Raw genomic sequence first — 20527 nt, 5'->3', positions numbered from 1 at the left:
ATCCACAGCCGATCGCACGACGGCGGTGCGTGATCGCGGTAGACATCGTGTCTCCTCCGAGCGACACTGGATATCGAGTGCTGTTTCGCGCGTCAGCGGTTCCACGGCGCATCGGCGGGATCGACGATGCGTCGGCGCTCCTCGATGGCGTCCAGTGTCGCCACGTCTTCGTCGTCGAGGTCCACGCCGAGACTGAGCCAGTTCTCCCGGAGGTGCGCCGTGCTCGTAGCCCTCGGAACGGCGCTTACCCCCTTCTCGCGGAGCCACGCGAGACTGACCTGTTCGGGGCTCGCCCCGTGCTTGGCAGCCACTTCTCGGATCTCGTCTACGTCCTCGATGGCGCCGCGGGCGAGCGGCGAGTACGCGACGAGCTCCACGTCGATGTCGTCTCGAGCACAGAACGCCTGGAGTTCCTCCTGCGGGAACAGGGGATGCATCTCGACTTGGTTGGCGAAGATCGGTTTTTCGGACACCTCGAGGGCTTCCTCGAGGAGGTCGACGGTGAAGTTACTCACGCCGATCCGTTCGACGAGTCCCTCTTCGTGGAGGGTCCCGAAGGCCGCCAGCGTCTCGGCGGCCTCGTACTCCTCGGTCGGCCAGCGGGGGTACAGTATGTCGACGTACTCCATTCCGAGTCGGTCGAGACTCTCCTCGACGCTGATCCGGATGCGCCTGGCGTCCAGGTCGGCGGGGTCGACTTTCGTTGCCACGAAGAGGTCCTCGCGGTCGACCTCGGCCGCGGCGACGGCGTCGCCGACGGCGGACTCGTTGTGATAGGCTTCGCGCCGGACGGTCGTGTCGATGTGGCGGTAGCCCGTCCGAAGCGCCTGTCGGACGTTCTCGCGGCACTCGTCGTACGACGCGTGGTAGTGGGTACCGACGCCGAGCATCGGCATTCCACGAGCTGTCGGCGCGGAAAGGGAAGTAATTGCCTGCTCAATGTCGGCGATCCCAACATCAGCTGGATTTATGGCCTGGGAAGAGTCTGCCTCTGACTCGTCCGGGGTGCTTTCCGTGGACACTATTCCGTCGATTGGCACCGTAGTAGCAGCTACTTCACTGCGAATAAACGCTTTCCTTTGGCGTACCTGCGACACGATTTCGGCCAGTCCGCCGTGATCGATGTCCGACTTCTCAGCTTCCCCGGCATTGTCGAGTCGCCGCCGGAGCAGATAGCCCGCGATGAACGCAGCTGCGAGAGGTAAGCCCTTCCGCAGCTGGCTGGCGCTTCGGCCTCGTTCGTTCCCCCGTCGGTTGTTAGTCCTCGTCTCTTGTCGGAGCATTCTGCATTGCTATCATCGACGTATCCTTCAACGTTAGGCCTGAAACGCCGGTATACATGCCAATTAGCGGAAAGTGTCGAATCGCGTGAGGGCGAGTTTCAGAATTTCTGCTACCGGCGCCTACATAAACCTCACATGGAGCGGACCGCCAATAGCTACTGGACTATCTCGAGAGACTCTATTGACATCTACTTTTTCAGACATAATTGCGAGCGAACTAGCTGTTCAGGAGACATGCCAACATTTTGCCGAGCGACCGAGCGCTAGCGAGGGAGCGCAGAGCAAAATGTTGATTAAAAACACTCCACCCTCCCCTACGGGTCGGTCGTCGGCCCGCTCGCTCACTCGGTTCGCTCGCGGTGAGTGTACACGTCTCCGCCTGTGCTTATCGCGAGTTATACTGGACCGAATACAGGCGCTTGCTATCGCGATTCGTCAGTCGTCGATCGGGGCCGCACTCGAGAGCGCTTCGTCGATGTCGGCCTCGGCCATCTTCTCGACCAGAGCGTCGATCACTTCCTCGCGCTTCCCGGTGACGAACTTGATCGAGCCGACGACGAGGTGGCCGCCGCCGGAGACGCCGCCGCCCGCGATTTCGGCCTCGAGTTCGGAGACCATGTTCGGAATGTCCAGTCGAACCCCATCGGAGCGCAGGACGGCGAAGTCCGGGCCGTAGCCGACCGTAATGACCGGGTCGCCGGTCTCCTCGATCTTGCGGTCGTGGATCTCGCCCGTGGTCTTCCCCGGTGCAGGGTAGGTAAAGCGGTGGGCGTAGTTCTCGACGTCGATCCGGTAGAGGTGGGCTCCGTTCGCGAGCGTTTCGTGCTCGAGATGGGGCATCGCGGCGTCGAGTTGTTCGTCGACTTCCTCGCGGCCGCGGTCGGCGAAGAAATCGACGAGGTCGCGGTGACGCTGTTCGTCGTCGCTGTCGACCTGTAGCAGGTTCTGGATCAGCTGGTCGCCGGAGTTGTAGCGCAGCCAGAAGGCGGCGTAGTCGAGTGCCTCGCTGACGTCCTGGAGGCGGTCCTCGTCGTAGCCTTCCTCGCCGGCAAGCTCGATGTAGTCGTCCATCGCGTCGGCCTTCGATCGGTCGGAGAGGCCGGCGACGGCGGGGACGTGGCGGAGTTCGTCGCCCAGGTCCGGGTAGATCATCCGCGCGAGTTCGACGCAGAGCATTCCCGTCGTGATCCGATAGTCCTCGTCGTGGAGGTACGGATTGACGTGGGCGTCGAGCAGGTCCTCGACCGCGTCCGGATCGGGGTGGTGGTGGTCGACCGTGACGATCGGGATGTCGTAGTGGGCAAGCGTCTCGTAGGCCGGGACGTCCTCGGCCGTCGAGCCGTTGTCCAGCATGAGGAGAAGCGGCAGTTGCTGGCCGTGTTTCTCGCGGTCCTCGAGCGCGAAGTTCAGGTCCCGCGTGGCGTCTTCCATCTCGTAGAAGGGAGCCTTCGCGGGGAGGCGCTTGATGAGGTGGCGCGGCGCGTTCTCGTCCTCGTGAACCTCGGCGATGAACCGCTGGAGCGCGATCTGGACGGGGACGGCGGCGCACATCCCGTCGCCGTCGGCGTGGTGGCGCACGCGGATCGGACGCCCCTCGAGCACCGTCCGGCGGAGCAGCCGGGCGACTTCCTCGAGGTCGGGCCGGAGTTTCTCGAACGCCGGCCAGTCGATCAGCGGTTCGACGTCGTGGGGTTCGGCGCGGGTTTCGAGGGCGACCTCGAGGCGGTCGCGAGCCTCGGCGGCGTCCTCGCCCTCGAGTTTCGAGAGGCCGTCGACCTCGATCTGGACCGAGCCGTCGCGGTGTTCCGGCGTTCCCGTTACGCGGACGACGTCGCCGACTTCGATGGTGGGATAGGCGCGGACGCCGGCCTCCTCGAAGGCGGCGCAGGGAACGACGCCGTTCTCGTCGGCGACGTGGAAAATCGTCGGTCCGCCGGTCTGTTTGACCTGCGTCACCACGCCCTCGAGGTGGATCTGTTCGCCCACGGTCGCCTCGAGACGGTCGGTTCCGGTCAGGGAGTAGTCGTGAGAGACCGTCTCGAGAGCGTAGTCGTCGATGTCGGCCGGCTCGAAGGCGAGGTCACCGTTCTCGCGGACGCTTTCGAGGGTAACGACGAGTTCATCGCCGACGCCGTAGGTGCCCTCGAGAACCGATTCGTGGACGAGTCCGGAGACTGAGTCAGAGAGATCGACGAAGACGCCGTAGTCGACGATACCGTTGATCTCGGCGAGATAGGAGCGGCCGGTCTCAACGTCTTCGGCGGTACAATCGGGAGCGAGATCGTAAACGACGGAATCCCCGTCGTCTGCGCCGGGTTCCCCGGCGGAGTCACGCGTCATCTTGAGTCGCAGTTTGGGGGTGGTCGCGTATAACCCTTGTCAAGAAGGGATGTCGACTCGAGTCGGTAACCGAGCGCGACGGCTCCGACGACGTGGGGAGTGCAGCGATCTGTGAGAACGAGGGCGGTGCGGTCGTCATGCGAGCCGAGATCGACGGCCGCATTCCGATAGATGCGATTTCGGCCGGCGAATGGGGGTGTACTGGAGGCTCGAGGCGAACCGGTGCATCGGAACGTTTAGCAACCGCAAGGCCGCAGGTGGGTGTATGGGGCTGTTCGACGCGCTGTTCCGCTCGAGCGAGATTCTCGGTATCGCCGAGGAGACCCTCGAGTTCGCCCTCGAGTCCTCGGAGGCGTCCCACCCGAACGAGTATATGGGGTTTCTCCGGGGGACCGAGGCCGAGCGTCTGGATCTGGACCGGGAAGGCCTGGTCATCACGGATATCCTCGTGGTGCCCGGCACCGAGTCCAACAGCGTCAGTGCGACCGTCAAGACGAGCCAGATCCCCAATGACGTGAAGGCGCTGGGGAGCATCCACTCCCACCCGAACGGCGTGATCAGCCCGAGCAACGCGGATCTGGACACGTTCGGTCGCGGGAGCGTCCACGTCATCATCGGGGCGCCCTACCGCCGAACGGACTGGAAGGCGTTCGACTCACAGGGCAAGCCGACGCAGCTCACGGTGATCGACGTCGACCTCCCCGAGACCGAGGACTTCTTCGATTTCACGCAGGCGGATATCGACGAGGAACTTCGACGATGAGACTCGCTATACTCGAGACGATGCAATCAGTGACTACCGCACCGATTACGACGGGATCGACACGGAAGGCGTCCGCCGCCGAACGGGGGGCGCTGGACCGATGACGCGGACGGTCATCGCCCAGGGAACGTTCGACATCCTCCATCCCGGCCACGTCCACTATCTCGAGGCGGCCGCCGAGATGGGCGACGAGCTGTACGTCATCGTCGCCCGCAAGACGAACGTCGATCACAAGGAGGCGCCGATCTGCCCCGCGACGCAACGGCGTGACGTCGTCGGTGCGCTCGAGGCCGTCGACGAAGCGATACTCGGCCACGAGGAGGACATCTTCGTCCCGATCGAGGAGATCGATCCCGACGTGATCGCGCTCGGCCACGACCAGCACCACGACGACGAGGCCATCGCGGCCGAACTCGAGCGCCGCGGGATCGACTGTTCGGTCCGCCGGGCGAGTGCGCTGGAACCGAACGACGACGAGCAACTGCTCTCGACTCGGCTGATCATCGATCGGATTCTCGAACGACGCACGTAAGCGGTCGCTCGAGCGGAATCGGTCGTCCGATCGAACGGGGACGGCCGTCTCGAGTCGCCGCCTGTGCGCCGATCCCGTTCAGTTTTCGAGGATGATCGGCGGCGGGAGACGGAGCGAATCGACCGTGTGTCCCGTCTCCACGAAGTGTTCGATCGCCTTTTCCGAGACCTCCGCTTCCGTGTAGCCGTCGGCGGTGCTGATCTGCCAGTCGCACTCGAGACAGTACTTACTCATTAGTCGGTCTAGCTGGTAATCGATCACAAAGGCGGGAAAGACTCGTGCAGGAAAGCGAAGGGAGTGGTGTCGCGAACCCGTCACCCGGGCGGGTGAGCCGATGCGGCCGGCCGGGCACGTCCCCCGATCAGTCCTCTTTGACGCCGGGGTTGGTCACGGCACCGTTGGCGGCCGACCCGAAGTCACGGCCGAACTTCGCCAGGACGCCGGTCTCGTAGTTGGGTTCGGGCTGCTCCCACTCCTCGCGGCGCGCCTCGAGTTCCTCGTCGCTGACGTCGACCGCGAGGGTGCGATCCGCGATGTCGATGGTGATCACGTCGCCGTCCTCGATGAGACCGATGGGGCCGCCGGCGAACGCTTCGGGGGCGACGTGGCCGATCGAGAATCCGCGCGTCGCGCCGGAGAAGCGACCGTCGGTGATGAGCGCGACGTCTTCGGCGTGGCCCTGACCGGCGACCGCGCTCGTGACGCCCAGCATCTCGCGCATGCCGGGCCCGCCCTGTGGCCCCTCGTTGCGGATGACGATCACGTCGCCGCTCTCGACGCGTCCCTCCTGGACGTACGCCATGGCGTTTTCCTCGTCCTCGAAGACGCGGACCGGTCCCTCGTGGTGGAGTTCGTCGTCGCCGGTGACCTTGAGGACCGAGCCGCCGGGCGCGAGGTTCCCCGTCAGGATCCGAATGGCACCCTGCTCGTTCTTCGGCTCGTCGACGGTGTAGAGGAAGTCGGCGTCGAGGTCCTCGATCGCCGGCGGGTCGATCCGCTCGAGTTCCTCGCCGATCGTGTTCCCCGTGACCGTCAGCGCGTCGCCGTGGAGCAGGTCCGCCTCGTAGAGAGCGTTCAGGACGACCGGGATGCCGCCGACCTCGTGGAGGTCCTGCATGACCCGCGTGCCGCCGGGCTGTAGGTTTGCGATCTTCGGTGTCCGCCGGCTAACCTCGTCGAATTCCTCGATGGAGAGGTCGACGCCGGCTTCGGCGGCCATCGCCAGCAGGTGGAGGACGGCGTTGGTCGAGCCGCCGATGGCGACCTGCAGCGCGATAGCGTTTTCGAACGACTCCTTGCTGAGGAAGTCGGAGGGTTTGCGCTGTGCGTCGACGACTTCGACGGCGAGTTCGCCGGCCTCGCGGGCGACCTCGTAGCGCGCGTCGTCCTCGGCGAGCGGACCGGCACTACCCAGCGGCGCGAACCCGATCGCCTCGGAGATTGAGGCCATCGTGTTGGCGGTGAACATCCCGCCACAGGAGCCGGCGCCGGGACAGGCGTTGCGCTCCATCTCGTCGAGTTCCTCGCTTTCCATCTCGCCGTCCGCCACGGCACCGACGCCCTCGAAGAGGTTCTGGACGGTGATCTCTCGGCCCTCGTGCTCGCCGGGCATGATAGAGCCGCCGTACAGGAAGACGGAGGGCAGATCCGTCCGGATCGAGGCCATCATCATTCCGGGCATGTTCTTGTCACAGCCGCCGATGGTGACCAGCCCGTCCATGCGCTCGCCGAAGGAGACGAGTTCGACGGAGTCGGCGATGAGTTCCCGGGAGATCAGGGATGCCTTCATCCCCTCGGTCCCCATCGAGATGGCGTCGGAGATGGTGATCGTCCCGAACTCGATGGGCATCCCGCCGGCCTCGTCGACGCCCTCGAGCGCCGCACCGGCGACGTCGTCCAGGTGGACGTTACACGGCGTGATGTCGGCCGCCGGATTCGGGACGCCGATCATCGGCGCGCCGAAGTCCTCGTCGTCGAACCCCATGGCCCGGAACATCGCGCGGTGTGGGGCCTTGTCCGGTCCCTCCGTCACTTCCCGACTCCGCAACTGCTCGTCTTTCCCGTAGTCGAACCGATCGTCGCTGCTCATGCCCGTCCCTTGACTCGGAACCCGTATAAGTCGTCCTTTCTCGGTCAATCGTTCGTCCGAGCCCGCGCCGTGCGAACATATTCGCCGACGAACGCCGATAGTCGACCCGAGATGGAGTCCACGCCGCGCGGCAGCGTTCCCCCTCGCCCGAGGTCAGAAGTACTCCCGCGTCGGCGACTGGCCGGGTACCACGTACTTCAGGTAGCCGACGAGATACGTCCAGCAGAGCCGCGCGTAGCCGACTCGCCCCTGCCGGCGAGTCGACGTGTCGACGGGACAGGTGTGGTCGTACGCGACGGTCCCCTCGCGGCGCAATCGCAGCGAGAGGTCCGTGTCCTCGAGAAATTCCAGGGAGTCGTCGAAGCCGCCGACCGACCCGAACGTCGTCCGCCGAACGCTACAGTTACAGCCGGGCTGCTGGACGAAGCCGACCGGCCAACACGCGCGATACCACCAGTCCGAGAGGAGTCGAAAGCACGCTCGGTGTCGGAGTCCGGCCTCGAGCGGCCGGAGCGGTCCGCCGACGCCGACGACAATGGGGGTGGCGTAGTGTCGGTAGTGGCGGCGAACCCACGACGGCGGGACGACCGTATCGGCATCGGTGAACAGGAGGATATCGCCACCAGCGACGGCTGCACCTCGATTTCTGGCCGCCCCGGGCCCCTCCCTGCGGTCGTCGGCGAGCACCCGATCGACGACCGAATGGGCTCGAGCGACCCGAAGCGTCTCCGCACCGCTCGCGACGGTTATCACCTCGAGATCGCCGTCGAACCGTTGGGCGGCGAGCGAGTCCAGGGTTCGCTCGAGCCGCTCCCCTTCGTCGCGGGCGGGGACGACGACCGAGGCGTCGACTGTCCGCATCGTCGGTGACTGTCGGCGGCAACGACATAACCGCTGTGCCCCGTCGACCCGATCGCGTGGGCAGCGGTGACACTGTCGCGACGGTCCCAGTCGTTGCCACCGTCGAAACCCCCTTCCCGGGGGCTTTCGTAGCGATGGATATCATCATGGCGACCGCGACCGTCAGCGCGGGTGCGCGACTCCACGTCGGCTTTCAGAACCTCTCGCTCGCTCGCGAGCGGCTCTACGGCGGCATCGGCGTCGGGCTCGCGACCCCTCGAGTCACCGTCACGGCCGAGCCGGCCCCGACCGTCCGGGCCGACGATTCGCTCGTCCGGACGTACGCGAGCCGCGCCGCCGACGTTCTCGATGTCCCCGGCGTCGCGGTCGACGCCGAGGAGTCCCTGCCGCGCCACGTCGGCCTCGGCAGCGGGACCCAGATCGCACTGGCCGTGCTCGCGGCGACCGCGCGGGCCCACGGCCTCGAGCCTCGAGTTCGGACCCGCGCGCCGGCGATGGGCCGGGGTGGTCGCAGCGGCGTCGGCGTCGCGACTTTCGAGCGCGGCGGGTTCGCCGTCGACGCCGGCCACCCGACGAACCGCTTTACGACCGAGCCGCCGGCGGAAGGCGACTGGACGGTGCCGCCGGTCGTCGCCCGCCACGACCTGCCCGCGAACTGGCGGTTTCTCGTCGTCGTCCCCGACGCGGATCCCGGCCGCAGCGGCGACGACGAGGACGCGAGCATGCGCGCGGTCGTCGAGCGGGCCGATCCCGCTATCGCCGACGAGATCGCCGGCGTCGTCACCCGCAAATTGCTGCCGGCCGCGGCCGCGGGTCGACTCGAGCCGTTCGGCGAGGCCGTCGCCGAAATCGGCCGGAAAAACGGTGCCTGGTACGCCGACGCGCAGGGCGGCGTCTTCCGGCCACCCGCGGGCGAACTCGTCGAAGCCCTCGAGGAGTGTCAGGTCCTCTCCGGCGTCGGCCAGTCGTCGTGGGGACCGGTCGTCTACGGCGTGACCGATACCGGACACGCCGACGAGGCCGAAGCCGCGGCCGAGGACGCGCTCGCCGATCGCGGGCTCGAAGGCCGGGTTATCCTCGCGGAGCCGGCGGAGGGTGGGGCTCGAGTTCGAGTGGACGACGACGACCGGTAGGCGGGAGGATGGCCCACAATACGTAAGCCCCTCGGTCAGAACGGACAGGTATGGAGCGGATGCCGCTCGGAATCTCACGGCTCGACCGAACGATCGGCGGCGGTGCGCCGACCGGGAGCGTCGTCCTCCTGGCCGGCGAATCCGGTGCCGGGGCGCGGGAGTTCTGTTACACGAGCGCCGCGATGAACGGGCTCGTCGACGCCGATCCCGAACTGTTCGACCTCTACTACGGCGACCTCGAGCCGGAGACGACGGTCCCCGAGGCCGTTCACTACGTCTCGTTTACGGACGAGCGAAGCGCCATCGTCAGCGAGATGGAGTTCGTCATGGACGACGAACTCGTCCGGGCGGGGACGGACGACGTCTCGTTCGTCGAACTCGCCGAGGAGTACTTCCAGCTGACGCCGGTACCGACCGCCTGGTACGCCGAGGGGATGGCCGACATCACCGAACTCGGGTCGCACAACGAGCGAACCGACGTCCTCGAGGCGCTGGGCGAGTACCTGACCGAGCACGCGACGGGAAACCTCGTCGTGATCGACTCGCTGACCGACCTGGTCGCGGTGGCCGACGACCGATTCGGGCTGTCGGACCTGACCGTCCTACTGAAGGGACTCAAACGGGCGTCACACCGCTGGGGCGGCGTGATTCTGTTGCTCATCAACTCGGACCTCCTCGAGCCCACGGAGCTCGGCCGAATCAAGGAGGCCACCGACGGCACGCTGCTGTTCGAGTGGGAGAGCGGCGGCTCGGAGCGGGCTCGCACGCTCGTCGTCGAGCAGTTCCGCGGCGTGCTCTCCCGGCTCGAGGACGAGGACATCGTCCGGTTCGAGACCGAGATCCACGACGGCGGGTTCGATATCAGCAACGTCAGGAAGATTCGGTAGCGGTCGACCGGCTCAGCAACTGAGTTCGAACCAACGCTTATCCGACTGATGGCCCTACTACGAGCAGATGTCGAGCCAGGACCACGACGAGGGCGGTTTCTCGTTTCCGCTGCCCCCCGACGTCGACGACTGGCTAACCACTGAGGCGGCTCGACGCGACGAGAGCCGAGACGAGGTCTGTCGCCGGCTGCTGACCGCAGCGCACACCGCCGCGACGGATGACAACTTGGAGGTGGCCGACCCCGACGAGCTGTCGGCCGTCCGGAGCCGACTCGAGACCCAGCGCGAGGAGTTCACGGACCTCCTCGAGGACGTCCGCTCCCGCGTGATTCAGGTCAAACGGGAGGCCGACGGAAAGGCACCGATCGATCACGATCACCCCACCGCCGCGACTGCTGACGATCTCGCGGCGATTCGCGAGGATCTCGCCGCGCTCGAGGAAACCGTCGATCGCGGGTTCGATAACTACGAGGCGATTCTCGAGGGGCTCTTCGAAGACGCCGACGAACTCGAGGACAGATCGACGCTGCTCGCGCGGGCGGTGATCGAACTTCGGGAGCAGCGGGATGCGATCGCGGACGAACGGCGGCAGCGAGCGGCGACCGAGCGACTCCAGCGTACGGCGAACCAGCTGGGAGTTCGAACGGCGACCTGCGCCGACTGTGGCTCGAGCGTCGACCTCGCGCTATTGACCGCCCCCGCGTGTCCGCACTGTAAATGCCTGTTTTCGGACGTCGTGAAACGCTCGTCGATCTTCGGCTCCCACCGGCTCGAGACCGATGAGCCGCCGGCGCTCGAGGGCCGTAGCGAGGGGCTGGTGGACTCGACGACTGACGCAGTCTTCGAGGCGCTCGAGTCGGAGGCGGAATCCGAAATGAGGAACCGTGACGACGGAGACGGGACCGATATGACCGAGACCGACTCCGGAGCGACCGATCGATGACCGACGACGCGAGTCGTGACGAGGGAGACGGCGACGACGCGACCGGAACGGAATTTACCCACGACGAGAACGGAGAGCCGACGATCGACGCCGATGACGACGGGTCTCGAACGGTCGATGCCGGCGAAGAGGGCGACCAGTCGGACGACGACGGCGAGGACGCGAACGGCCGATCGGATCCGCTCGAGGATCTCGCCGCGACGGTCTCCGACGACGACCGCGAGCGCTCGAGTACGCCCGATTTCGACGACCTGTTCGATCGACACGACGCCGCCGATATCGACGGCGACCGCCTCTGGGAGCGACTCGAGGCCGATCGTGCGGAGGTGTCGAGCGGGACGGGCGAGCCGTCCGACTCGGCCGAGTCGGGCGGTGCGCTCCGGCTGGCTGACCGGGAAATACGGGAGGTCGAGAAACGCTCGTACTGCCAGGGGTGCGAGCACTTCACCGAGCCGCCCGACGTCGACTGCACTCGCGACGGAACTGCTATCCTCGCCGTCACGACGATGGGGACGTTCCGGGTCGCGGACTGTCCGTTCGTCCTCGAGGACGAAGCGCTCGAGAACCGGCACTGATACGGTCTGCTGTAAGTCATTTCCGGCGCGACCGCAGGCCGGATCGCGGTCGCGCCGGTAAATCGTTACAGCAAACCGTATGACGACGCGGATCGAGCGAAGTGGTGTCTTTTTGCGTGCCGAGTTCGTAGCCGACTGATATGCAGTTTTGCGACGATTGCGGTTCGATGATGAAAGCCCGCGACGACCGCATGGTCTGTACGAACGACGACTGCGGGGCCTCGAGCGAACGGGACCGCGAGCAGGAAGACGCATTCGTCACGACGGAATCACAGACCGACGGCGACGTGATCGAATCCAGCGAAGAGGCCAACTTCGAGGGGAAACCGAAAGCGACTGACGTCATCTGCGACGAGTGCGGTGCCGAGGAAGCGTGGTACACGCTCAAGCAGACCGCCTCGGCCGACGAGCCGCCGACGCGCTTTTTCAAGTGTACGGAATGCGGGAATCGATGGCGGGAGTATAATTAGACGGGACGAACGTGGAATACGAGCCGTAGTCGGGTCGATACCACGAACTCCCCGTCGGCCGACGTGTCGGTATCCGTCGGATCCGACAGACTATGATGAATATATACTAAACAATAGCACTATTAGCGGAGTACTTGTATTTCTCCTGCTCGGTATCGATTATGTCACGAGCCGGTCTTTTTCGGTTTCCGGTCCGTCACTCCGGTCGCGCTTTCGGAGGTAACGGCGACGACTGCTCGAACGGGAAGCGACAACCGGCCGCTACTGTCTACCCGCGTAGTCACCGTCCCGACGGAAGTTCGGTCCGGTGGTTCGAGGGGAACACAGCGATCCGGTGTGAGGTGATTCTGTGAGCGACAGCGACCTGACGGACCCCGAGTACTACCTGAACCGGGAACTGTCGGAGCTCGCGTTTCAAGAGCGCGTTCTTCGGGAGGGGATGGACGACCGAAATCCACCGCTCGAGCGGCTCCGGTTTCTCGCGTTCTTCACGAAGAACACCGACGAGTTCTTCATGAAGCGCGTCGGCGGGCTCAAACAACAGATCGACGCCGACGTGACCGAGACGACGCCGGACGGTCGGACGCCGAAACAACAGTGGCGCGACGTGCTCGATACCGCACGCCCTCTCTTTCGCCGGCAGTCCGAATACTGGCAAACGACGCTCGAGCCGACGCTTGCGGATGCGGGCATCGAGATCCGTCGCCCCGACGAGCTACCGGCGGACGAGCGCGAGACGTTACGGACGTACTTCGAGGAGTCGATACTCCCGACCCTGACGCCGCTCGCCTTCGATCCGGCCCACCCGTTCCCGTTCATTTCGAACCTCTCGCTTTCCCTCGCCGTGCTTTCGTCGAACGGGACCGACGAGCCGACGTTCACTCGTATCAAAGTGCCCTCGAATCAGCCCCGACTGATAGCGGTCGCCGGCGGGACGGACCAGTACGTCCTCATCGAAGATCTCATCGAGGCCAACCTCGATCTACTGCTTCCGGATCTCGACATTCGCGACGTGTCGAAGTTCAAAGTCACCCGGAACGCCGAGGTACGGCGCGACGAAGAAGTCGCCGAGGACCTCACCGATATGGTCGAAGACGTTCTCGAACAGCGCCGCTTCGCGACGGTCGTCCGACTCGAAGTCGACGCCGACATGCCCGACGAGTCGGTCTCGATCCTGAGAGAGCAACTCGACTTGCACGAGCGGGAAGTGTTCTATCGGGAGGGGCCGATCGATTTCGAGGACTTCTTCGAACTTATCGAGCTCGAGCGTCCCGACCTCAAACCGTCCTCGTGGACGCCCCGCGTCCACCCGCGATTGGGACCGGTGACCGATGACACGAAAGACGGGGCGACGGATATATTCGACGAGATTCGGGAGGGAGACATCCTCGCACACCATCCCTACCACTCCTTCGAGGGGACGGTACAACGGTTCCTCGACGCGGCGGCGAACGACCCTGACGTGCTCGCGGTGAAAGCGGCGATCTATCGGACGGCGAGCGACTCGAAGGTAATTCAGAGCCTCATCGACGCCGCCGACAACGGCAAACAGGTGGCCGTGATGGTCGAACTCAAGGCCCGATTCGACGAGAAGAACAACCTCGAGTGGACTCGTCAGCTCGAGGAGGAGGGGATCCACGTCGCCTACGGGACCGTCGGCCTGAAAACGCACACCAAGACGGCGCTCGTCGTCCGCCAAGAGGATGACGGCGTTCAACTCTACTCACACGTCGGGACGGGAAATTATCATTCGGGGACAGCGAAGGGATACTCCGATCTGGGACTGTTGACCGCCGATCGGGATATCGGCCACGACCTCACGAAGGTATTCAACTTCTTTACGGGGCCGACGCTCGACGACCGTTTCCGGAAGCTCCTCATCGCACCCGTGACGATGCGCGAGCGATTCACGGAGATGGTCAGACGAGAGGCTGAGCACGCCCGTGCCGGTCGCAGTGGGCGGATCATCGTGAAGGTGAATGGGCTCGAAGACCCGTCGATGGTCGAGGAGCTGTACCGTGCCTCGATGGCCGGGGTCGAGATCGATCTGATCGTCCGGGACATCTGCCGACTCCGCCCCGGTATCGAGGGGGTGAGCGAGAACATCACGGTGCATTCGATCGTCGGCCGGTTTCTCGAACACGCTCGAATCTTCTACTTCGAGAACGGCGGCAAACCCGAGTGGTACATCGGATCGGCTGACTGGATGACGCGGAACCTCGACTATCGGGTCGAGGCCGTCACGCCCGTCGAGGCCACACAACTGCGCGAACAGCTCCGGTTCATCCTGGAGGCATCGCTGACGGATACCCGTCGTCGGTGGGTGATGCAACGCGACGGAAGCTACGAGCGAGTCCCGGGTGACGAGCCCGTCCGGGATATCCAGGAGCTACTGATGGCAGCCACGGAGGCAGCCCTCGAGCGCGGCTACGGGCCGGGGATGGTGGTCGATACCGATCTCATCGAGGGAGACCTCCTCGTCGAAGACGTTGCGAAGAACGGCACGGACGACGGGTGCGAGGCGTCGGACGGCGCTGCGGACGCCGATACCGTCGAACTGACCTATTCGAACGGCGGGGATATGTCCGTGTTCGACTCATATTCCGAGCACTGGTACCGTCCTGACAGCGGGACGTACGACTGGGCAGTTCGAACGACTGACGGCGAGCGCAGATACTTCAAGACGCGCGACGGAGCGCGTGATCGCCTTCGATCGGAGTACGAGTGAACCGTCTTCGACTCCTTTCCGATTCCTCGCGATAGTCCCAACTGAAACGGTTTACACACCGATCGCACAGTCCGCGGTGCTCGCTCACGGCTCGCATCCCTGCGGTTCTCGCTCACGGCTCGCTACGCTCACCGTTCGCATCCCCGCGGTTCTCGCTCACTGCGTTCGCTCCGAACCGCGCTCTCGTCGTGCGATCGGATATGCGTTGACTTTCAGTGGCTACAATACTCACTCGGGGCACCGGCGATCACGAGGGACTTTGCAGCGCCGGACTCGACGAGCGCCGAAATCGAGCGACGGGTCTCGCTTCAGATCGGAGTAACGATTTTCGAATCGTCGCGATCCTGATGGGTCGTTGTCTGGTCGACGGTAACAAATTCGTCGCGCCGGTAGTCGTAAGCGGTGAGCGTTCCGCCGTAGACACAGCCGGTGGCGAGGCCGACGGCGTGTTTCCGTTCGACCGGAGAGTCGTGAACGGTGTGACCGAAGAATACGCGGTACGGACCGTCGTACTCGTCGTACCAGAACGGACCGTCGTACCCATCACCGTGTGGTGCACGCATCGTCAATAGCTCTTCGACGGTGTGGTTCTCGAGCGCTCGCTCGGGATCGACGCCACCGTGGACGACGAGCGCGTCTCCGAAGGAGATCGCGACGGGAAGCGACTCGAAATATGCACGGTCCCCGTCGCGGAGCCAATCGGGGTCCTTGTCGCCGCGAACGATTTTTTGCTCGTTGTTCCCACGGACACTGACGAGGCGGTCGTCGTCGCGGACACGGTCGATGACGCCGGGACTGTCCGGTCCCTTTCGCACGAGATCACCGACGAAGACGACGAGGTCGTCGTCGGTTAGCTCGAGGTCAGCGAGGAGCGCCTCGAGAGTGGCCCGGCTTCCGTGGACGTCACCGACGACGTACACCTCACCGTAGTCATCGACGTCGATCCGTTCGTGGCGTGCTTCGATATCGTCGCTGAACTGGGGGGTCGTATTCATACACTAGGTTTTGGAATTCCGCTCTCCTCGAGCGATAGTAACACCCGAAACAATTCACACACCGATCGCACGGCGGCTGTACGATCAGGCGTGTATTGACGTTCGGTGGCTAGTCTAGTACTGGCGTTCAGATGTGGCTACCCCGGAACGAGGTAAAGACGTTTCTAATAGGAAACTATACGGCTATGTATCTCTCGTCACCGATAGACTCCCTCGTAACTGGGTACTCGAGCGATAGTTCGACGATTCGAACGACGTTGCCGGTCATACGAAGGCGGATCCGATCCTCGACTCGTACGGGACGACAGTCCCGACCCGGTCACAGGGAGCCGGAAACACCGGCAGATCGCTCCCTATCTGGTGGCGTTTTCCGGGGTGTCGACCAGGTGATGATGGCCTACGAGCTGTAACCGCTACCGGTGCGGGGCGTCGGCCGACCGCCGAAGCGGGGCGCAACGTTCACATCGGTTCGGACGAATCGATCGATAGACGAATGTCCGACGGGCCGCGGCTACCGGGCGTCGACGGCGAGGACGACGAGGATCGGATCGTCTGCCACGTCGACGCCGACTGCTTCTACGCCTCCTGCGAGCGACTGCGCGAGCCCGAGCTCCGCGGCGAGCCCCTCGTCGTCGGGATGGGCTACGAGGCGGGCGACACCATCGGCGCGGTCGCCACCGCGAGCTACGAGGCCCGCGAGTTCGGCGTCGAGAGCGCCCAGGCCATCTCGACGGCCCTCGAGCGTCTCCCCAGACGCACGGCATACGAGGCCGGCGAAACGGACGACGACGTCGAGCGCGAGGAGACCGGCTACTACCGGCCCGTCGACATGGACTACTACGAGTCGGTCGCAAGCGAGGTCCGGGAGATCCTCCACGATTGCGCCGACACGGTCCGCGAGGTCAGCATCGACGAGGCCTACCTCGACGTGACCGAGCGGACCGCCTGGGAGGTTGCGGACGGCTTCGCTCGCCACATCCGAGACCGCATCCGCCGGGAGATCGGCGTCACCGTCAGCGTCGGCGTCGCACCGACGATGAGCACCGCCAAGATCGCCAGCGATTTCGACAAGCCAGACGGGCTCACGGTCGTCGAACCCGGCGAAATCCGGGAGTTTCTCGCACCGCTCGAGGTCGATCTGCTCCACGGCGTCGGCCCCGTGACCGCGCGCGAGCTTCGGGAGATGGGTCTCGAGACCGCGGGCGACGTCGCCGCGACCGATCCGGAGCCGCTGGTCGAACGATTCGGCGAGCGCGGTCAGGAACTGTACGATCGTGCCCGCGGGGAGGACGACCGCCGTGTCGAGCCGAAAGGCGACCCCAAGAGCTTCTCTCGGGAATCCGCGTTCGCCGAGCCCGTCGAAGCGCCCGATCCGAAGTACGAACTGATCGACACCCTCGCGGCTGCCGTCGCGGATCGCGCACAGCGGGAAGGGGCGCTGTACCGGACCATCGGCGTCAAAGCCGTCACGCCGCCGTACGACGTCAACACGCGCGAACGCTCCCTTTCCGGGCCGATCGACGACCCGGAACTCGTCGACCGCATCGCTCGAGACCTGTTCACCGAGTTCGAGTCCGACCCCGTGCGCAAACTCGGCGTCCGGGTGGCCAACCTCGAGTTCGTCGCCGCCGATCAGGCTAGCCTCGAGAGCTGGGAGCGGAGCGAGGACGGTTCCGAGACCGACGCGAGCGACGAGTTATCCGACGCGGAACCGGACTCGGAACCGGAGCCAGCCGGCGACGAGCGAGCGTCCGGTCAGTCGTCGCTCGCGGATTTCTCGTGAGCCGTCTCTCGTGGTGACGGCCGAAATACCCACGGTACTCGAGCGAGGAAGATTCGGACGGAAACCGGAAAGAACACTGAAATTATAACCCCTCCCCCACAATCCCACTCACAGACGATACCATCTCCACGCTCACATGACAGATGACTTTTACGACCTTCTCGAGATCTCCCCCGACGCCTCCAAGGACGAGATCAAGGACGCGTACCGCGAACAGGTCCGGGTCTACCACCCCGACCTGAACGACGACGACCGCGCGCAGGCCCAGTTCACCGCGGTCAAGACGGCCTACGACATTCTCGGCGATCCGGTCGAGCGCCAGGCCTACGATCGACTCGGTCACAAGGACTACGTCGCGAAACGGACTAGCGGCCTCCCCTCGCCCGACGTCTGGCAGAGCGACGAGGACGACGAGACGGCAGACGGGACGGAGCTGAACTATTCGGAATCGGAGACGGAATCCGCATCCGCGTCGACCGCGTCGTCGGCGACGGCCGGCTCCGAGACGGCCGGTTCGAGCGGGACGGGCTCGAGTCGGTCCTCGGCAACAGCGGGTGCTACCGGGGCGACGTCGACGGCCGGCACGGCCTCGGCTGGGACCGCCGGAAGCGCCTCGAGCGCGACCGGGGCCGGCAGTGCGACGGGAACCGGCACCGGGGCCGGAACGGGTGCGGGAACTCCCGGCGGGAGCGCTTCGGAGACGACGGGTGGAGCCGGTGGAACGGCTCACGGAACCGGTCAGTCGAGCGGAACCGGTCAGTCGAGCGGAACCGGTCAGTCGAGCGGAACCGGGACTGCGTCCGGCTCTCGATCGGAACCGACGGCTCCCAATCCGCTCGTTCGCTGGTGGCGGCGACAGAACTTCTCGCTGCCGTTGATCTGGCTGTCAGTGATCGTCTACACCGTCGGTCTCGGACACTTCGCTCTCGAGAACGGCGAGCCACTCGAATCGCTCTGGGCCGACGTCCGCGCCACGGGCGCGGATCCGTCGGGGATCTGGTCACTGCTTTCGGAGAGCCGCCACGGAATCGAGACGGTGACGACGTTCGTCGGGGGCGTCGAGTTCGTGACTCCGCCGCTCGAGCCGACGCTGTGGTACGGCGCGCTGGCCGGTGTCGTCGCGCTCGCGCTGAGTGCCCTGCTGGTGACTCGCGCCGTCCGCCGGGAGGAGACGTGGGGGGCAGTGACGATCAACGAGACGATCGTCGTCGCCCTCGCGGTAGCAGCCACGACGACGCTAATCGGCGGTCCCCTGCTCGCGGGGGCGGTGCTCATGCCGCTCCTGTTCGCCGTGATCATCCGCCACACGAAGCGCTTGCCCGGCTGGGCACCGTCGTATCTGTACGTGGTTCCCGTGCTCGCGCCGGTCGCCGGCTTCGGCGCTGCGGTGGCCGGTGCTGCCACGCTTCCCGTCGATCTCGCCGCGTTCGTGATCTTGCCGCTGCTCGGCGGACTGGCGCTACCCCTGCGGACGACCGTCCGGAAACACTTCGGCCGGTGAGTTCAGGCCCCGAACGAATTTCTTCGAACGAATCCCCCTCGAGCCGGTACCGTCCGCCATCCCCCGTACCGAACGGTTAAAATGCGCCAGTAGCCAATGTGTCGCATGGCCAAATACTCGACCGGTTCGTCCGGCGGCGGTGGCGGGACGAACTGCGAACTCTGTGGTGCCGAGAGCAACTCGCTCAGGCTCGCGTCGGTCGCCGGGGCCGAACTCGAGGTCTGTCCGGACTGCGCGCCACACGACGATTCGCAGACCCACGGCCGGGATCGGAACCGAGGCGGCGGAAACTCGAGCGGGAGCGGCTCGAGCGGCGGCGGTTCCAGCGGCGGACCCAGCCGCAAACAGAAAGCGGCCCAGAACGTCGCGAAGGCGAACCCGGTCTGGGACGGCGACTCCGAACACTGGGAGAGCGAGGGAGCCAACTACGACGACGATCAGCTGCCGTATCTCGTCTCGGACTACGGCGAGACGCTCGTCGAGGCCCGACGGGACGCCGGTCTCCAGCGCGAGGAACTCGCCGACGAACTCGGCGCACCGGAGAAGGACCTTCTCGCCGTCGAACAGGGACGCGCCACGCAGGCCGGCGTCGGCGGCGGCCTGATCGAGGCCCTCGAGGAGCGACTGGACGTGACGCTCGCAGAGTAATCGATCACGCTTCGAATTCGGCGACCGTCTCGGCGAGCAGACTTTTAGTGGCGGACGACAGACTCCAACCGATGACCGGGCAACGGGCGGCGGCGGAGCCGTACGCCACGCGGTTCGAGACCGAAGTGACGTCGATCGACGGGCGGCGGGTCTGGCTCGAGCGGAGTCACTTCTACGGCGCGAGCGGCGGCCAGCCGGCCGATCGCGGGACTATCGGCGATATCGCCGTGACCGACGTCGAACTGGTCGACGGCGAGCAGGTTCACGTGCTGGCCGAGGAGCCATCGTTTCGGCCGGGCCACCGCGTGCTGTGTTCGGTCGACTGGTCGTTCCGGATGTACTGCATGCGGGCCCACACCGCCAGCCACATCCTCGCGGGGGCCGCGCGGCGCCTGCTCGAGGAGGGTTCCTACGTCGACCTGGATATCGGCCCGGAGACCGTCCGAGTCGACCTCGAAACGAACGCGACCATCGACGACGAGACGCTGATCGAACTGGACGAGACGGTCAACCGCGTCATCTGGGAGTCACGGCCGGTGTCGTGGGACGACGTCCCGATCTCGGAGGCGCGCGAGCGCGATACGCTTGCGTTCAACGCCGAGTCCGACGCGGGTGCCGTCGAGAAGGGCCGGGTTCGAGTGGTCACGATCGAGGACGAGAACGACAACCGAAGCGGGAATCGGCTCTCCGGGATAACCGGTCCGACGAATCCGTGGGACGTGACGGCCTGCGGCGGGACCCACGTCCGGAACACCCGCGAGGTCGGCCCCGTCACCGTGTTGGGTCACTCGAGTCCGTCGGAAGATATCTGCCGGATCGAGTTCGCCGTCGGTCCGCGGGCGATCGATCGTCGAACGGCCGAGAAGCGGGCCGCCTTCGCTGCGACCGCGGCACTGGATGTCGACCTCGAGGACGTGAGCGACGAACTCGAGCGCGCGTAAGGGTGACGGCGATTGGTAATTCTCGCTCGGGCGCGCAATAGTACTTGTTGCAAGC

Annotated in this window: 18 protein-coding genes; 12 read left to right on the top strand and 6 right to left on the bottom strand. The window is 65.3% G+C overall.

Annotated features, from left to right (window positions below):
* Positions 1–92: 92 nt before the first annotated feature.
* Together LDH74_RS08000 and LDH74_RS07995 are read right to left on the bottom strand one after the other, a co-directional pair.
* Positions 93–890, bottom strand: a complete 798-nt coding sequence (locus LDH74_RS08000; protein WP_226041981.1) for an aldo/keto reductase — start codon at positions 888–890, stop codon at positions 93–95.
* An 828-nt stretch (positions 891–1718) separates the two neighbouring features.
* On the bottom strand, positions 1719–3623 hold the full coding sequence (locus LDH74_RS07995) for an OB-fold nucleic acid binding domain-containing protein (protein ID WP_226041980.1): 1905 nt from the start codon (positions 3621–3623) through the stop codon (positions 1719–1721).
* A 265-nt stretch (positions 3624–3888) separates the two neighbouring features.
* Here LDH74_RS07995 and LDH74_RS07990 point away from each other — a divergent pair, with 265 nt between their 5' ends.
* Positions 3889–4386, top strand: a complete 498-nt coding sequence (locus LDH74_RS07990; protein ID WP_226041979.1) for a Mov34/MPN/PAD-1 family protein — start codon at positions 3889–3891, stop codon at positions 4384–4386.
* A gap of 100 nt (positions 4387–4486) precedes the next feature.
* On the top strand, positions 4487–4918 hold the full coding sequence (locus tag LDH74_RS07985; RefSeq protein WP_226041978.1) for an FAD synthase: 432 nt from the start codon (positions 4487–4489) through the stop codon (positions 4916–4918).
* Between the two features lie 78 nt (positions 4919–4996).
* Here the strand turns inward: LDH74_RS07985 and LDH74_RS07980 are convergent, their stop codons facing one another.
* From LDH74_RS07980 to LDH74_RS07970, 3 genes are all read right to left on the bottom strand, one after another.
* Complete coding sequence (locus LDH74_RS07980) at positions 4997–5152, bottom strand: hypothetical protein (protein WP_226041977.1); 156 nt, start codon at positions 5150–5152, stop codon at positions 4997–4999.
* A 127-nt stretch (positions 5153–5279) separates the two neighbouring features.
* Positions 5280–7007, bottom strand: a complete 1728-nt coding sequence (gene ilvD, locus LDH74_RS07975; RefSeq protein WP_226041976.1) for a dihydroxy-acid dehydratase — start codon at positions 7005–7007, stop codon at positions 5280–5282.
* 153 nt (positions 7008–7160) lie between these two features.
* Entirely contained in the window at positions 7161–7868 is a 708-nt protein-coding gene (locus LDH74_RS07970; protein WP_226041975.1) for a glycosyltransferase, read from the bottom strand.
* Between the two features lie 146 nt (positions 7869–8014).
* On the opposite strand from LDH74_RS07970, the gene LDH74_RS07965 reads away from it, so the two are divergent.
* From LDH74_RS07965 to ppk1, 6 genes are all read left to right on the top strand, one after another.
* Positions 8015–9001, top strand: coding sequence for a beta-ribofuranosylaminobenzene 5'-phosphate synthase family protein (locus LDH74_RS07965; RefSeq protein ID WP_226042510.1), 987 nt, complete (start codon positions 8015–8017; stop codon positions 8999–9001).
* A gap of 50 nt (positions 9002–9051) precedes the next feature.
* Positions 9052–9888, top strand: coding sequence for an HTR-like protein (locus LDH74_RS07960; RefSeq protein ID WP_226041974.1), 837 nt, complete (start codon positions 9052–9054; stop codon positions 9886–9888).
* Between the two features lie 67 nt (positions 9889–9955).
* A complete protein-coding gene (locus LDH74_RS07955) occupies positions 9956–10831 on the top strand; it encodes a hypothetical protein (protein WP_226041973.1) in 876 nt (291 codons plus the stop codon).
* A complete protein-coding gene (locus LDH74_RS07950) occupies positions 10828–11406 on the top strand; it encodes a hypothetical protein (RefSeq protein WP_226041972.1) in 579 nt (192 codons plus the stop codon). The genes LDH74_RS07955 and LDH74_RS07950 overlap by 4 nt, the downstream gene beginning before the upstream one ends.
* Positions 11407–11546: 140 nt before the next feature.
* Entirely contained in the window at positions 11547–11876 is a 330-nt protein-coding gene (locus LDH74_RS07945) for a transcription factor S (RefSeq protein WP_226041971.1), read from the top strand.
* Positions 11877–12225: 349 nt separating this feature from the next.
* Complete coding sequence (gene ppk1, locus LDH74_RS07940) at positions 12226–14604, top strand: polyphosphate kinase 1 (protein WP_226041970.1); 2379 nt, start codon at positions 12226–12228, stop codon at positions 14602–14604.
* A gap of 308 nt (positions 14605–14912) precedes the next feature.
* On the opposite strand, the gene LDH74_RS07935 is transcribed toward ppk1, so the two are convergent.
* Positions 14913–15599, bottom strand: a complete 687-nt coding sequence (locus tag LDH74_RS07935) for a metallophosphoesterase family protein (RefSeq protein WP_226041969.1) — start codon at positions 15597–15599, stop codon at positions 14913–14915.
* A 493-nt stretch (positions 15600–16092) separates the two neighbouring features.
* On the opposite strand from LDH74_RS07935, the gene dinB reads away from it, so the two are divergent.
* The 4 genes from dinB (at position 16093) to LDH74_RS07915 (ending at position 20472) form a co-directional block, all read left to right on the top strand.
* Positions 16093–17382 (top strand): DNA polymerase IV, encoded by a 1290-nt coding sequence (gene dinB, locus LDH74_RS07930; protein WP_226041968.1) that lies wholly within the window; start codon positions 16093–16095, stop codon positions 17380–17382.
* 136 nt (positions 17383–17518) lie between these two features.
* Complete coding sequence (locus LDH74_RS07925; RefSeq protein ID WP_226041967.1) at positions 17519–18883, top strand: DnaJ domain-containing protein; 1365 nt, start codon at positions 17519–17521, stop codon at positions 18881–18883.
* Between the two features lie 105 nt (positions 18884–18988).
* Positions 18989–19531, top strand: a complete 543-nt coding sequence (locus tag LDH74_RS07920) for a multiprotein-bridging factor 1 family protein (protein ID WP_226041966.1) — start codon at positions 18989–18991, stop codon at positions 19529–19531.
* Positions 19532–19602: 71 nt separating this feature from the next.
* Positions 19603–20472 carry an alanyl-tRNA editing protein gene (locus tag LDH74_RS07915; protein WP_226041965.1) on the top strand — a complete coding sequence of 290 codons (870 nt, stop codon included), beginning with the start codon at positions 19603–19605 and terminating at the stop codon, positions 20470–20472.
* Positions 20473–20527 lie beyond the last annotated feature (55 nt).

This window comes from Natrinema sp. DC36, assembly GCF_020405225.1.
Lineage (GTDB): Archaea > Halobacteriota > Halobacteria > Halobacteriales > Natrialbaceae > Natrinema.
The sequence above is the reverse complement of the archived record's forward strand: the minus strand, read 5'-3'. Positions and strand labels throughout refer to the sequence as shown.

Bases quoted from the DNA above. Each gene is read 5' to 3' on its own strand.
- LDH74_RS08000 (WP_226041981.1), bottom strand. From the start codon at position 890: ATGCTCGGCGTCGGTACCCACTACCACGCGTCGTACGACGAGTGCCGC.
- LDH74_RS07995 (WP_226041980.1), bottom strand. From the start codon at position 3,623: ATGACGCGTGACTCCGCCGGGGAACCCGGCGCAGACGACGGGGATTCC.
- LDH74_RS07990 (WP_226041979.1), top strand. From the start codon at position 3,889: ATGGGGCTGTTCGACGCGCTGTTCCGCTCGAGCGAGATTCTCGGTATC.
- LDH74_RS07985 (WP_226041978.1), top strand. From the start codon at position 4,487: ATGACGCGGACGGTCATCGCCCAGGGAACGTTCGACATCCTCCATCCC.
- LDH74_RS07980 (WP_226041977.1), bottom strand. From the start codon at position 5,152: ATGAGTAAGTACTGTCTCGAGTGCGACTGGCAGATCAGCACCGCCGAC.
- ilvD (WP_226041976.1), bottom strand. From the start codon at position 7,007: ATGAGCAGCGACGATCGGTTCGACTACGGGAAAGACGAGCAGTTGCGG.
- LDH74_RS07970 (WP_226041975.1), bottom strand. From the start codon at position 7,868: ATGCGGACAGTCGACGCCTCGGTCGTCGTCCCCGCCCGCGACGAAGGG.
- LDH74_RS07965 (WP_226042510.1), top strand. From the start codon at position 8,015: ATGGCGACCGCGACCGTCAGCGCGGGTGCGCGACTCCACGTCGGCTTT.
- LDH74_RS07960 (WP_226041974.1), top strand. From the start codon at position 9,052: ATGGAGCGGATGCCGCTCGGAATCTCACGGCTCGACCGAACGATCGGC.
- LDH74_RS07955 (WP_226041973.1), top strand. From the start codon at position 9,956: ATGTCGAGCCAGGACCACGACGAGGGCGGTTTCTCGTTTCCGCTGCCC.
- LDH74_RS07950 (WP_226041972.1), top strand. From the start codon at position 10,828: ATGACCGACGACGCGAGTCGTGACGAGGGAGACGGCGACGACGCGACC.
- LDH74_RS07945 (WP_226041971.1), top strand. From the start codon at position 11,547: ATGCAGTTTTGCGACGATTGCGGTTCGATGATGAAAGCCCGCGACGAC.
- LDH74_RS07935 (WP_226041969.1), bottom strand. From the start codon at position 15,599: ATGAATACGACCCCCCAGTTCAGCGACGATATCGAAGCACGCCACGAA.
- dinB (WP_226041968.1), top strand. From the start codon at position 16,093: ATGTCCGACGGGCCGCGGCTACCGGGCGTCGACGGCGAGGACGACGAG.
- LDH74_RS07925 (WP_226041967.1), top strand. From the start codon at position 17,519: ATGACAGATGACTTTTACGACCTTCTCGAGATCTCCCCCGACGCCTCC.
- LDH74_RS07920 (WP_226041966.1), top strand. From the start codon at position 18,989: ATGGCCAAATACTCGACCGGTTCGTCCGGCGGCGGTGGCGGGACGAAC.
- LDH74_RS07915 (WP_226041965.1), top strand. From the start codon at position 19,603: ATGACCGGGCAACGGGCGGCGGCGGAGCCGTACGCCACGCGGTTCGAG.